Annotated in this window: 11 protein-coding genes; 3 read left to right on the forward strand and 8 right to left on the reverse strand. The window is 46.7% G+C overall.

The annotated features are described in order from the left end of the window. Positions 1-93 precede the first annotated feature (93 nt). Positions 94-813 carry an SDR family oxidoreductase gene (locus J2X75_RS13875; RefSeq protein WP_310337245.1) on the forward strand — a complete coding sequence of 240 codons (720 nt, stop codon included), beginning with the start codon at positions 94-96 and terminating at the stop codon, positions 811-813. A 79-nt stretch (positions 814-892) separates the two neighbouring features. On the opposite strand, the gene J2X75_RS13880 is transcribed toward J2X75_RS13875, so the two are convergent. Beyond that, entirely contained in the window at positions 893-1,921 is a 1,029-nt protein-coding gene (locus tag J2X75_RS13880) for a leucine-rich repeat domain-containing protein (protein WP_310337246.1), read from the reverse strand. Between the two features lie 257 nt (positions 1,922-2,178). Here J2X75_RS13880 and J2X75_RS13885 point away from each other — a divergent pair, with 257 nt between their 5' ends. Then, positions 2,179-4,254, forward strand: a complete 2,076-nt coding sequence (locus J2X75_RS13885) for a methyl-accepting chemotaxis protein (RefSeq protein ID WP_310337248.1) — start codon at positions 2,179-2,181, stop codon at positions 4,252-4,254. A gap of 94 nt (positions 4,255-4,348) precedes the next feature. Next, a complete protein-coding gene (locus J2X75_RS13890; RefSeq protein ID WP_310337249.1) occupies positions 4,349-5,521 on the forward strand; it encodes an aminotransferase class I/II-fold pyridoxal phosphate-dependent enzyme in 1,173 nt (390 codons plus the stop codon). 222 nt (positions 5,522-5,743) lie between these two features. Here J2X75_RS13890 and J2X75_RS13895 read toward each other — a convergent pair whose 3' ends face one another. From J2X75_RS13895 to J2X75_RS13925, 7 genes are all read right to left on the reverse strand, one after another. Beyond that, on the reverse strand, positions 5,744-7,792 hold the full coding sequence (locus J2X75_RS13895) for an iron ABC transporter permease (protein WP_310337251.1): 2,049 nt from the start codon (positions 7,790-7,792) through the stop codon (positions 5,744-5,746). Continuing rightward, positions 7,789-8,790 (reverse strand): ABC transporter substrate-binding protein, encoded by a 1,002-nt coding sequence (locus tag J2X75_RS13900; RefSeq protein ID WP_124115888.1) that lies wholly within the window; start codon positions 8,788-8,790, stop codon positions 7,789-7,791. Before J2X75_RS13900 ends, J2X75_RS13895 begins: the two co-directional genes overlap by 4 nt. A 174-nt stretch (positions 8,791-8,964) precedes the next feature. Further along, positions 8,965-9,507, reverse strand: coding sequence for a CueP family metal-binding protein (locus J2X75_RS13905; protein ID WP_310337255.1), 543 nt, complete (start codon positions 9,505-9,507; stop codon positions 8,965-8,967). 314 nt (positions 9,508-9,821) lie between these two features. After that, positions 9,822-10,583: a collagen-like domain-containing protein gene (locus J2X75_RS13910; RefSeq protein ID WP_397383630.1), complete on the reverse strand. Its 762-nt coding sequence runs from the start codon at positions 10,581-10,583 to the stop codon at positions 9,822-9,824. A 252-nt stretch (positions 10,584-10,835) separates the two neighbouring features. Then, complete coding sequence (locus tag J2X75_RS13915; RefSeq protein WP_310337657.1) at positions 10,836-11,855, reverse strand: NAD(P)/FAD-dependent oxidoreductase; 1,020 nt, start codon at positions 11,853-11,855, stop codon at positions 10,836-10,838. Positions 11,856-11,861: 6 nt separating this feature from the next. Beyond that, positions 11,862-12,878 (reverse strand): ABC transporter substrate-binding protein, encoded by a 1,017-nt coding sequence (locus tag J2X75_RS13920; protein WP_310337257.1) that lies wholly within the window; start codon positions 12,876-12,878, stop codon positions 11,862-11,864. A 102-nt stretch (positions 12,879-12,980) separates the two neighbouring features. Further along, entirely contained in the window at positions 12,981-14,606 is a 1,626-nt protein-coding gene (locus J2X75_RS13925; RefSeq protein ID WP_310337259.1) for a helix-turn-helix domain-containing protein, read from the reverse strand. Between the last annotated feature and the right edge of the window lie 77 nt (positions 14,607-14,683).

Raw genomic sequence — 14,683 nt, forward strand, 5'->3', positions numbered from 1 at the left:
TCATTCAAACTTCATGTTCCATGTATCACCTCTATAGTAAGATATAGATTAATGTAAAAATTATTAATTTCTAATCGATAAGGAGGGCTTTATTTGAAAAATATAATTGTCTTTGGTGCAAGCAAGGGATTAGGCGATGCATTTGTCAGAGGTGTGCCACAATCCGGTGATAAGGTCTGGGTGGTGTCCCGCAGCAAGCCTGAAAGTCTGACCGTGGAGGATGGCGTCCAGCGAATATGGATTCAGGCCGATCTTTCCGAGCTTCAAGCCGCGGAGCATATTGCCAGCCAGCTTCAAGGCGAGACGTTGGATGTGCTTATTTATAACGTGGGAATCTGGGAAAAGGAAGGGTTTGAAGAACACTACACGTTTGATAAGGATGAACCCGCAGATATCAGTCAGCTGATCCATGTGAATGTGACTTCTACGATTGTATGTATACAGGCTTTACTGCCTCAGCTCCGCCAATCTGAAGCAGGGAAGATCATCCTGATCGGTTCAACAGCCGGTTTGAGCAATGCAGGCAGCAGCCAGGTTTCTTTTGTCGCCTCCAAATTTGCCATACGGGGTATTACGGAAGCTCTAAGAGAGCATACGAGGAATGACCGCATCGCGGTGACATGCATCAACCCGGGAGAACTGGCGGCAGAAATCCCGTATGAAGACGGGATGGAACGTGCACTGGCCGAGTATGATGGGACCCGCATTCCTCTGCAGGATATGGTCGCCATCGTTCGATGTATCATCAGCTTGTCCAAAGCGGCCTGCGTGAAAGAGATCAACATGCCTGCATTAACGGATACGAACACCTAGATAGCAATGACATCTACACGCCTCAATCGGTCCGTTCACCGGAGTGCGCTCTGTATACACACGCTGGACAGAAGCCCGTTTACATTAATACATGCGATAAGTGCGTAATACCTATAGAATTCAGGCGTTCATGCTCAGGGATATTTTCATATAACAAATGGGATTTTCCGGCCTTGTCCAGGTGATCACGCATAGCTGCAATTCGTCCTTTGTTAACATCAATAAAACGAAAATCGATTTGGCGCAAATGCTCCAGCCCGGTCAGTCCAGCAAATGAATCCGCCTTGAGCGCCGTATTCATCTCTTTCAGTTCAATAGACTCCAAAGCACGGGCTGTCCATAGATGTTTGGTATCCCGTAACGATTTCATATAGTCCAGTTCGAGTTGTCTGAGAGAGTTCAGATGGGAAAAGTCGCATAAATGCTCCAGCTTGGGCAAGGACAGATGCAGATATTCCAACCCGCGCATCTGTTCGAGTCCCTGAATGCTTGTCAGTTTGCGAACAGAGCTGAGCTTCAACATGGAGATGGTCGACTGTGTCAATACATCCAATCCCCCTTTTAACTCACAGTGATCCAGGGATAGATACTGAAGCATAGGCAGTTCCGCCAACACATCAGCACTTTCGACCGTGCAGTTCAGAATGAGCGTATGCAGTTGGAGGCACGCCGCAATGGAAGCAAATCCGTTGAATTTGCCACGCAGTTCAAGAAAGGTCAATCGTTTGTAGTGTTTAATAAAATCGAGCCCAGTCGCCTTTGCAGGTGAATTCAATCTTAGAAACTGCAGTTGCTCCATCGCACCCAGTATCGTCAAATCCTGTGCCTGCGAAAGATCAAGCTGCAAGGCAGACACATGTTTCAACTGTGCCAGTCGCCCCAAAAATCCGGATGAATATACCCCTTTAGGGTCCATATGTGATATGTGTAGGATCAGATCCGGCCGGGCAAAGAATACTTTGGCATCGAGCTCGGCAAGGTCCTCGTGTGTATCCGCGCCAACGCGAAAATGAACCGTTGCTCTGCGGCGCAACAGATGCACCGCCTGGTGCATCTGTTCGGCATTCCATGGAGCCCCCTGTATTGAAGCATGCCATAACTCACTCACAGATAATCCCCCTTTTCCACCCATAGTTCCAATTCATTCCATTATAAACAAGATCGCCTGGATGAACCACCACCGATCCCCGTTTTTTCATTCCTTTCCTCTTTTTTCATCCCGCCCCTTTCATCCTTCTCATACTCATGCCTTTCCTTTCCGTCGCTTTCAGGATTATTCGACAGCAATCTACATAAAACTATAACTTATACCGACATATAACTAAGGCGTTTTAAGCTTTTATTACTCATCTGGGGAGATGGAATATGTCGAACATGTTGAACAAGTGGGGGAAACCGGGAGCACGGACATCCAGTATGGCAAATACGTTGTCCATTGTGCTGCTGATCATTATCGTAGTTGTCTTTGCCGTGCTGGGAACATTTATGTTTGCAAGCACACGAAACATTCTGGTGAAACAGCAGGAATCCATGCTCCAGACCAAGACACAAGCCATTGTTAGTGAATTTGATGCACTATTCAAGGAAAAAGGTGCACTGGTCAAGCAAATGTCCACCAACACATTATTTCAGCAATACATAAAAACAACAGCATCTGCTGCGGATGCGGCAAGTTCTACCTACGCTGCGGATACACAAGCGACACTGGCCGCTATCGTTAAGGCAGAGCCTTCGTTTGCCGATGCCTGGGTCGCGGGTCTGGATGGAAAAGGCTTTTGGATTCAAAATGATGGTGTCGTATCTGCACCGGATTTTGATATCCAGTCACGTCCATACTACAAGCCGGTTACCACCGCAGACGGACTTTATTTCTCCGATCCGTACATTGATATTGCAGCAGGCAATGTACTTATGGGTATCTTTTATCCGATCAAAGACGACAACAACAACACGATCGGCTTTGCCGCAGCGGATATTGCATTTAAGGATATTCCGGCGATTATGGAGAGTTATTCCCTTGGAAGCACGGGCTATTCCATGTTGCTGTCCAAGAGCGGGGAAATTCTGTACCATCCGGATCAAGAGAAGGTTTTGAAGGAGAACATCCTGGACAGTACGGGGGACATGGGGGACATCGGCAAGAAAATGCTTGCCGGTGAAAACGGCGTACAGCTTATGAACGACAATGGGGAACGTCGTTATATCGGCTACGCTACCAGCAAGGATACGGGATGGTCCGTTGGTCTGACCATATCCGAAGAGGAAGTTCTCGCGGAATTAAAAACGTTCACGTGGATTACGCTTGGCGGTTTTGCTGCAGCTACCCTTCTACTTGTGATTATCTGTTACATTACCCTTCGCCGTCTGTTACGCTCCATACCACAGCTGCTGGCTAAGATTAAACAGATTGAACAAGGTGATCTGACTGTCCAACTGGATATCAAATCTAATAATGAAATTGGACAGATCGCTACAGGCTTGAATTCCATGGTACAGAAAATTCAGGTCATGCTGCAAATGGTCGGCAGCTCGGCGCAAATCCTGAACCAGTCGTCGAATGATCTGCAAGCCATCTCCTCTCGAACAGCTGTGACCATGAATGACACATCAACAGCCATCAACGAAATTGCCAATGCAACGAATTATCAGTCCATCGAAACGGAAAATATTTTACGAAAAACAGGCTCTTTATCCAGCCAAATCGATGAAATTGCTACCGATGCGCAGGCTATGGGAACGGTCGTGCAGACATCTGCTGATCAGAGCAGCCAAGGACTTGCGGTCGTGGAACAATTATCGAAATGGTCCGAGGAAAACCATCAGTCCACCCAAGCAATGTCCTCTATTATCCAGGAGATTGACCTGAGTCGGAATGAAATATCCAGTTTTGTGGATACGGTCAAACAAATTGCCTCTCAAACGAACCTGCTCGCCCTGAATGCCTCCATTGAGGCTGCACGGGCTGGCGAACATGGAAGAGGATTTGCCGTCGTTGCCGAAGAGGTCCGCAAACTTGCAGAACAGACGGCTCAGGCAACAGAGGAAATCAACAAAAAGGTAAATGTTATTGAAGAGAAAACAACCCTGTCAGTTGAACATACCATGCGCGGTATGAAGATTGCGGAGGAGAATGCCAAATCCGTAGAAGATACCAAACATGTATTCTTTAGTATTAACAAAGACCTGAAAGATCTTCAGCAGCGTATGATGCAGATTACCAACAATACCTCCAATGTACACAAACACAAAGATGAGATATTCCAAGCACTGGAGATTATCTCTTCTACCACAGAGGAGAACTCGGCATCGACGGAAGAAGTAAGCGCCAGCACGCAGGAGCAGCTGGATAGTATCGAACAGGTAGCAGATCTGTCAAAACAGTTGAACCAGCTATCTGGCAAACTGCAAGACGAATTAAGCCAGTTTAAAGTAAAGTCATAATCCGCAAGCTTTCCCCTGCTCTTCTCTTTTAGTCTCTGTCCATTTATTATTAATGAATATGCGTACGAAGAGGATTGGAGGCTGAATCATCATCATGAACTTTGCCAAACGAATGGATCATTTCAACGAAGGAATTTTCACCCGGTTGCTGGAGATTAAACGCCGCAGACTGGAGAACGGACTGCCGGTTATTGATCTCAGTGTGGGTACGCCGAATATCCCACCTGCGCAGCATATTATAACTGCACTATGTGAGGCCGCAGCTGATCCGGCTAATTATATATATGCAGTGAATGATCAGAGTGAGTTGCTGCAAGCTACAAGCGATTGGTACAAGCAGCGCTATCAGGTCGAGTTAGACCCGAGAACACAGATCTGTTCCTTGCTCGGTTCACAGGAAGGGCTGGCACATATATCCCTCTCCATTGTTGATGAAGGTGATCTGGTACTGGTCCCTGACCCCTGCTATCCCGTCTTCGCGGATGGACCGTTACTGGCAGGTGCAGAACTGTATTATATGCCGCAAAAAGAAGAAAACGGGTATGTTATTCAGCTTCAGGATATACCGGAAGATATCGCTCATCGAGCGAAATTCATGCTGGTCTCCTATCCCAACAATCCGACAACTGCGATGGCACCGGATCAGTTCTATCTTGACCTGATTGCCTTTGCGAAGAAGTATGATATTATCGTGCTCCACGATAACGCGTACAGCGAACTCGTATTTGACGGAAAGTCATGTGGAAGCTTCCTAGCGTTTCCTGGCGCCATGGACGTCGGTGTGGAATTCAATTCCCTGTCAAAAACGTACGGACTGGCAGGAGCTCGAATCGGCTTCTGTGTGGGCAATACAACCATGGTCTCCATGCTGAAAAAGCTGAAATCCAATATGGATTACGGGATGTTCCTACCGATCCAAAAAGCAGCAATTGCCGCCATCACCGGTGATCAATCGGAGGTTGAACGGGTCAGAGCTATTTATGAACAGCGTAGAGACATCCTCTGTGAGGGCTTCAGCAGTCTGGGTTGGCCGATTGCCAAACCTGAAGCAACGATGTTCGTCTGGAGCCGGATTCCGGCGCACTACGACAGCTCGGAACAATTTGCCATGGATCTGGTTACACATGCAGGAGTCATCGCAACGCCAGGGAGTGCCTTTGGCCCTTCAGGTGAAGGGTATGTGCGCTTCGCCCTCGTTCAGGATAATGAAATATTGCAACAAGCGGTACAATCCGTCGATGACAGCGGGATTCTGAAATCCAGCTAACGGGAGTACGATTCGAATGTGCTCAAGCAAAAATCCCCTCAAGGTTCACAGGGAGTAAAAGTATCACGTTTGATAACGTGATCTCTACTTCTTGTAGACGTGAGGGGATTTTGTCATTTGGTGCGGGAGTAGACATTCATTGGGTGATTTAAGCTCACGGCAGAATGGTGCCAAGTGACAGCAAAAAGCCTGCTCGGGGAGCAGGCTTCTGGTTTCAACGATTTATACAGACTTGCGCCAGTTAGAACGATACATCAGATACAGGAAGTACGGTGTTCCAATAATCGCAATGAGTATGCCTGATGGAATCTCTGTCGGTGCCATGACGGTTCTGCCGATTGTATCGGCGAGCACCAGCATGACTGCACCCGCTAATGCGGATAGGAACATGGATCGTCTTAACTTATTCCCCGTCAGTAGCCGTACCATATGTGGTGCAATCAGGCCGATAAAACCAACGGTTCCTACACAAGCAACCGCCCCTGCTGCAAGTAATACACCAACTGTCATGGCTAATAAACGTGTACGACGTACTCCGAGACCAAGCCCGGATGCACTATTGTCGTCAAATACCAGCAGTTCGAATCTGCGTGCCAGCCACCAAGCCACCGGTACCAGAATAACTAAAAATAATCCGATAACCTTCACCTGTTCCCAGGTACGAGCATAGGTGCTTCCTGTCAGCCAGATATATCCGCTGCTACCGTATACCGCACCTCGGACAATCAGAATCTGAATACCTGCTCCAGCAATCGCAGACATCGCAATCCCCAGCAATACAACCGCCGAAGGGTTCAGTCCTTTCTTCCAAGCGAGGGAGAACACAACCACTGCAGCAATGGCTGCACCGATGATTGCCGCAATTGGCAGCAAATATATCGGAAGACCCGGCCATAAAATGATGACCATCATCGCTCCAAGCCCTGCACCTGAGGACACACCAACAATTGAAGCATCTGCCAGCGGGTTACGTACTGCCATCTGAATGAGCACACCGCTAATTGCCAGTGCAGCTCCTGCACCTGCGGCAACAAGAGTACGCGGAATCCGAAGCTGAATCAGCGCGGAGAACAGTCCATCCGATTGGAACAGACTTGGTAACCAATCGGCCAGCGGGATTCGCATACCGCCAAACATTGTACTGAGCAAGATAAGCACGACCGTTATGACTGAGAATAATACAGCCATAGGGCCAAATGCAAAGCGACGCGCAGCTCCTCCTGTGCTCATTGAAGTAGACATGCCTGATCCGTTCGCAGCCTTCATGCGTGTAAGAACAAGCCAGATGAGCCACGGTGCACCAATAATCGCCATAACGGCACCCGTTGGCAGTTCCATGCTGGAGTTATGCACCATCTTGGCGAGGACATCTGCTCCAACCAGGAGCGCTGCGCCCCATATGAACACACCGGGTAAAAGTAATCGATTAGAACGTACACCACTCAATCGAACCAGATGAGGTGCAACCAGTCCCACGAACCCAATCGGTCCGATTACACTGACAATCACGGCGGCCAGCAATACAGCAAGAATTAACCCCACTGCACGAGCCAATCCAACCTTTTGTCCCAAGGAAGAAGCCGTTGATTCATCCAGCTCCAGCATATCCCACTGTCTGGACAGGATTAACGTGAGAAGAGTAATACCAACCACCCAAGGCAAAGCATAAAACACACCACTCCAGTCATTCTGGACAAGTGTTCCGGAGCCCCAAAGGAACAACCCTTGTGTCTCCATGGAGAAAAAAATATGTAATGCACTTGTAAATGAACCAATCACCATTGATACAATCATACCGGACAACGCAAGTCGAACCGGGCTTGATGTTCGTCCGCCGCCCATGAAATAAGCCGCAAATGCTGCCAGCAAACCACCCAGTGCTGCGAAAAGAAAAGGCGACTGACTTAATAGACCTGGAAAAGCGATAGCTCCCAACACCACCACAAAGTACGCTCCTGCATTAATGCCCAGCGTATCCGAAGCAGCCAGTGGATTACGCGTAATCGTCTGAAGCAAAGCGCCTGCAACAGCCAGTGCACCGCCTGCAAGAATACCAATCACCGTACGCGGCATCCGCAAATCCCAGACCATATTATGCTCTAATGAATCCTGTCTGCCTGTGAGCGAATCCCAAACGACATGCAAAGGAATGGATGCCTCTCCATAAATTAGACTTACAAAAAAAAGCACGATGAGAGCGGTCAAACCGCCCCCATATATGCTTATTGTGCGCCAATTCATCGTTGGCTTGGATCTTTGAACCGAACTCATTTGGTAATCGCCTCAACAACACCGTCAACCAATACTTTGGAGGAGATCGGTCCACCAAAAGTCCATGTGGTGCTAGCCAGTTGATAGGTGCGTTTGTCCTTCACGAAGTTCAGCCCGTTCCAAACCGAGTTATCTTTCATGGCTGTGCCAAAAACGTCATCGTCTGGTTGAGTAATATAAATGAAGTTACTGTCCTTAACAGCGGTCAACGACTCAATTCCTACTGTCGAGAAGCCGTAGTTTTCCAGTTTATCCGGCTTCCAATCGTTCACCAGACCAATTTTGTCCAATGTACCGATAACAACCGAATTATCCGTAAACATACGCAGGCTGACTGCATTTTGATATGTGAATGCTTGTGTCAGTGCAAAGTTGAAGTTCTCTTTACCCGCAGCAGCCAATTTTTCTTTGGCTTCTACATAGTGCTGATCGAGATCACTAAGAACTTGCTTAGCCTTGTCTTCTTTACCGAGAGCTGTTGCAATGGTATTAAAGATTTCTGTCATTTTGTCATAATTATAGCCATCGCCATCATACGGATCGAATTCAATGGTTGGTGCAATAGCATTAAGCTGATCATAGACCGCATTATTATTATCTGCGTTAGCAATGATCAGATCCGGCTTCAATGCAGCAATAGCTTCCAGATTCGGCTCACCGCGTGTTCCGATATCCGTTACACTGTCATCCAGTGCTGCTTCGGATGTTACCCACACTTTATAGTTAGCGTTATCTGCATTACCTACTGGCTGAACCCCCAGGGCAACGACATCTTCCGTATATGTCCATTCAAGCGTAACGACACGTTCTGCTGGCTTGTCCAGCTTAAGCTCTCCACGTTTATGCTTTACGGTAACAGGACCTGCTGTCTCTTCAGCGGGAGCACTGCCCGAATTAGTACCTTGACTTGTGTCTGTTGTAGTCGTGGTTTTACCACAACCCGCCAAAACCAGCACAAATGCCAGCATGATCAACAGTGCATTTAACCCTTTTTTCATATCTTGATCTCCCCTGTTTGTATGTATTTATATGATAACAATTATCATTATCACTATTGGATTATGCCGTAGGAATGGATTTTTGTCAATGCAAAGTACCTTATTCCAACTCTTTTATGAAATAAAAAAGGAAAGAGAGAGCTCAAAGGCCATCCTTCCCTTCTACTGTTTGCACTAACTCAACTGCATCGTAGTGATGCATGTATTATCATTTTCGTATGTAGACAATTGCGTTTCTGCAACCTTTCCATCTTGAACAATACGAATCAGATAGGTTCTGTCTCTAGGCACCCAAAAATCCATAAATCCGTTTGTACCAGACTTCATCACTTCATCTTTCATAAAAGTGTTGCCTTGGGAATCATGAATGGTAACGCTGAATTCCTTATTGCTCATTTCCCCCTGACAACCGGTCAAGCTGTGAATTGCACAGGGATGCGTCTGGTCCACATAGGGTGCAATGGAAAGGAAAAATTCATTTTCAGGCAAATCGTATGTAGTGGTCTTTTTATCTTGATCGGTTACGATTAACTGTTTAGCATTGATGGAGGCAGATTCCGGTGTCTCTTTTCCTGTGCTGATATCTTCCACCAATTTTCGGATGCTGGGCGCATTGGCTGTACCCGCCTCTTCCTTGCCTGTATTGCTTGCAAATAGGTATGTTCCGATCACAATCACAACTGCAACACTTGCAATGATCCACATTTGTTTTTTCATCTGGAGTCCATCTCCTCGTCCGTTTTCATTAAGTATAATGGAGAACGAAGCAATATGGACTTATACAACAAACAATTCACCAGATTATCACATTATTGGTACGAATCTTTTCGCATCATAGTTGATTGGTTCGAATGGTAGGGCTGGGCTCTGGAAACGCAGAGAGCAGCGGTGAAGTCTATGCGCTTCATCGTCCCGCCACTCTCCAGTGCCTACTAGTTCAGACTATCTTGCTGGATAAATAGACTTATTGACTGGATAAAAGACATAAACTTTTATTTTTATGCAGACATAGACTATATTGAGAATCGGAATTAAGGAGTCAGTTTTAGAATGGTCACAGTGGTATTCAGATTGTTATGCAACTGTGCAGGAGTTGCATTCGCATTTACCAGCTGGATCGTCGTCGGAACCGTTGTAACTGTAATAATAACTTCAGCAGATATAGGTCCTCCTCCATTACCTGTGAAAGGCACAGGTGTTATGGGCGTTCCATTTACCGTGAGGTTGAAATCCGCATCGCCCTGATTATGAATGCTAAAAGAGATCAAGTAACTTCCTGTTTCATTGATTGTTATCGTGGAGGACGGCGGCACAAAAGTGAATGCACCTCCAACATTAGCCAAAACCCCGGTTAAAGTTATTGGTGAGTTGCCAGGTACTGTGTCTGTGCCTGTGCCAGGATCTGCTCGGAAAACACTTAGGAAATCGGATATTCCAGCCCCAACTGGACCGGCCGGACCTGTTGCTCCTGCTGGGCCTACTGGGCCTACTGGGCCTACTGGACCTGCTGGACCTGCTAGACCTACTGGACCCACTGCTCCGAGCGCGCCTGCTGGCCCGACTGGCCCTTGTATACCCGGAATCCCTTGCAGTCCTTGTGGTCCCGGTATCCCTTGAGCGCCAGTTGCCCCTTTCGGACCTATCGGTCCTACTGGTCCAGAAATTCCTTGAGCGCCTTGCGGTGCATTAACAACAACCTTAGGTCTAACCTTTACCACCTTAACCTTAACACGACAATGCATGCTTTGTTTAAATTTACGTCTACAAATGCGTTTTCCATGACGATTTAACAATGAACTCACCTCCGTGATATTTCTCCACATACTATGTGTATCCATCACGAGGGGCATAGACTATTAACTATAAATTAGAAAATTTTAGTGCCCATAATGAGAAAATTGGTCTATGAATCCAGTCTATAACGTGAATGCAAAGACCAATTTTCAATATAAAATGCAGATAAAAAAGCCAGTCGAACACGAGATACTCTCGAGGTTTGACTGGCTTTTGCGATGCTTATCCCTTTCACACAGGTTCTTCTTATTTTACAATAGTGCTTTGTTTTTCTCATAAAACCGGGCGTTGTGAGAGGATACACCTGCCATATCGGAAGCAGCAGGTTCCAGATACGTCTTGGCACTGTTGACTGCGAGCACCGCATCGTTAAAAGCACCAGCGATCAGCCTGACTTTGCTTCCATAGGTGATGAAATCACCTGCTCCGAATATGCCTGGGATGTTGGTACGCATACGCTGATCAACGGATACACCATAGTCTTCACGCGCCAGTCCCCATTGCACGAGGTTGCCAAAATCACGATCATACCCATGGCTTACGACAACTTCATCCACCTCAACATGTGTGGTCTCACCGGTTTCTACATGGGCCAACTCAACACGATCGATTTTGTCACCTGTACCGTATAAGCGAGAGATACTATATGGTGTCATGACGTTGGATTGAGCTTTCATCTGGGCAACAGGCGACTCATGTCCAGTAAATTCATGACGTCTGTGTGCCACCGTAATTTCACTTGCTATTTTGCCCATTTCATTCGCCCAATCGACTGCGGAATCACCACCACCCGAGATCAGAACACGCTTCCCGGCAAAACGGGACAGATCGGTTACCGTATAGTGCAGATTTGTCAGCTCATACCGATTGGCGCCTTCGATATCCAGCTTTTGCACCTGAGTCATACCTCTGCCCGCACATAACAGGATGGTACGTGTGTAATGACGCTCGCCTGTTTTGGAAATGAGTACAAGTACACCATCCTCACGTCGTTCAAGCTCGGCAATTTCCTGACCAAATACAATCGTTGGATCGAACGTTCTCGCTTGTCTCTCCAGCGATTCAATCAGCTTCTCACAGCGAATCGGATCAATCCCGCCCACATCCCAGATCAACTTCTCCGGGTACGTACGCATGAATCCACCCAGTTCCTGCTTGGCTTCGATGATCTTGGTACGCATGGCTCTCATACCACTATAAAATGAGGCATACATGCCAGCAGGCCCACCACCAATGATCGTAATATCGTAGATATCCAATTGTGTCTCCATCTTCATCTATGGCACCAACTTTTCAACAACGTAGTCCATCAATTTTACAGAACCAATCGGACCCACACCCGATACGAATTGGCTTGTCTTCAACGGGAAGACATGATCATTCTTCACAGCCTCCAGATTCGACCACACTTGGCTTGATTTCAGATCTTCCATGGATTTCTTCGTGTCATAACCTACAAGGGTTCTGTCTTCCAGGAAAATATAATCCGGATTCATCTCAGGCAAGAATTCCAGTGAGAACTGACTAAACCAATCTGTAGAGTCTTTGATCGCTTCAGGACTATTCAGACCCAGGATATCATAGAAGAAAACACTGCTACTTCCTCCTTTGGGACCCATGAAACGGTAACGATTGTGCTCAACCCGGAGAACCAATACGCTATTGTCTCCCAGGGCTGCCGCGATTTTCTCTTTCGCTTGTGAGGCTCTCTCATCGAATTCAGCCAGTACTTTGTCAGATTCTTCGGTCTTGTCAAATATGGCAGCCAGCTTTGGCATAGCACGTTTCATTTCACTGTTGGCATCCAGTGCCACCGTAGGAGCGATTTTGGACAATTCATCATATACGCCCTGTTCCATGCCTTCGCCAGCTGCAAGGATCATATCCGGTGACAACGCAAGTAACTGCTCATAATTATATTGATATTGCTCGACTTCAATGATCTGGACCCCATGTTCTTTCAAATAATCAGGGCGGTATTCCGCTTCAACCTCCGGAGTTAACAAAACGATTTGGGGTGTAACACCCATTTCAATCAGATACTCCGCATAGATCGAATCAAACACAACCAGATTTTGAGGATGAGTTGGAATCGTTACTTCTCCAAACTGATCCTTCACCACCTTAGTCCCACTTTCAGTCGCTGTTTCTTCTGCAGTACTCGCTGCTCCTTCAGTTGGAGCACCTGCTGTTCCAGCTGTAGCGTTCTCTTCAGTAGTTCCACCGGAACATGCCGCCAGCATCATACTGATCACCAACAGCATGATGCCCAACCCTTTAAATCTTCGTGACATGATATACTTCGCCCCTTATGTATATTGATAATGATAATTATTATCAAATGGTATCAAATAAGAAGTGTTGCTTCCATAGCATATCGTGCGTATTCCGTTGGATTATTGTGCTCTCTCATGAAGAGGTTCCGTAAGATGGCGAATGATCTGATTGAGAATCAGAGTGTGTCCCGTAATTCCGTGACCGTCTACCCACAGGTGAGTATCTACGTAAAATACCCGATTATTTTTCACAGCCTTCAGGTCATTCCATTGCGGACTCTCCCATAGTTTCCTCATATTTTCTTCAGCACTGAAGTGCTGCATGATCCGCTTCTCCACAAACAAATAATCGGGATTGGCTTGTGTGAGCAGGTCCAGCGAACAAGGATTAAACCAAGCTGCACCTGAATCAAGTGCTTGCGGCAGTGTTAATCCAAGCTGTTCATATAACAAGTGTGATACCCCGTGTGAATGCCCACCCAGATATCGATAACCAAACGCTTCTACCCTTAGCAACATGACTGTGGCCTCGGATTGGATGATGGGTTGCAACTGTCGCTTAGCTACACTGACTTCGTGTTTCATCTGCTGATGCAGTCTATAAGCCTCATCTTCTTTAAGAACCCAGGCTGCCAATTGATCGAGCATTGGTTCTACATCTTGATGAAGTCCGGTAAGAATCGGTGCAATTGTGCGCAGCTCCCTTTTAACCTCTTCCGTCAATACGTTTCCTATCAACATCTCCGGTTGAACTTGTCGAACAAGTTCTATCTCCACCTCATACTGTGTAACCTCCAGCATCTGCACTCCATGCGCTATAAATTGTTCATGGTGATGTGGGGACAGCAGGATTGGGGTGACCACTACGGCATGGGGGATGACACCCAGATGAATCATAATTTCTGCACAGATTGGAGAAAGTGATACGATCTTGCGCTGCGTCATCGTCTGCCTATATATCTTAGGTGATACGCCAGTCAACTGTTTGAAGCGTCGGCTAAAATAATGAGCATCTTCAAATCCAGATTTTTTGGCAATATCCTGTGAGGTTGCAGCGGTTAATATCAGTTCTTCCTGCGCGCGATAGATCCGGTAGTGGGCCAGATAATCCAGAGGTGGCTTACCATATCGCTCACTAAATTTGCGGGAATAATGCCATGGACTAATACCGGCGATCTGAGCTAACTGTGTACGTGTAATGACCTGATCATAATGCTGCTGCATGTAGTCAATAGAGCGAAGTATACCGTGTTCTGGCTTCAACTCGTTATCCGGCTGTTTCCGATATAGATTGCTTAACAACTCATATAACAAATGCTGATTGCCAACCCTTTCTGCACTCTGATCCTGTGAATGCACTTCACTCCAATGCTGAATGATACTTGCCAGACCTCCACCGGACAGTTGCACTTTTTGATACGCCTCTCCTGACGGTAACCGCCATTCGAACTTCTCAGCTTCCCGTCTATCATGCAGCACCGAATATGTATCGAACTGAACATGCCAGCCTGCCAGATCCAGGTTCCCACCTTCAATGACCTCCATTACGGAGTTCTCTTCAAGCGCAATTAATTCTCCATAGGAGACGTGAACTCGGTGTCCATTTATATTCCAGATCGCTTTTCCATCAATGATAAATATCAAGGTGTGACTGGGAAAGTGATGCAGCTCACCTTTCGTTATCCATGCGTTGCTTAGTGCATTCGTTGACTTCCATTGAGCAATCCATTCCATGTTGTCAGACATAGGTTATCCTTTCAAAGGGATTAGTAATCCAGATTTATAGGTTTCACTATATCAAAATACATGACAACTCCATAACC

Source organism: Paenibacillus sp. 2003, assembly GCF_031455635.1.
GTDB lineage: Bacteria > Bacillota > Bacilli > Paenibacillales > Paenibacillaceae > Paenibacillus > Paenibacillus amylolyticus_B.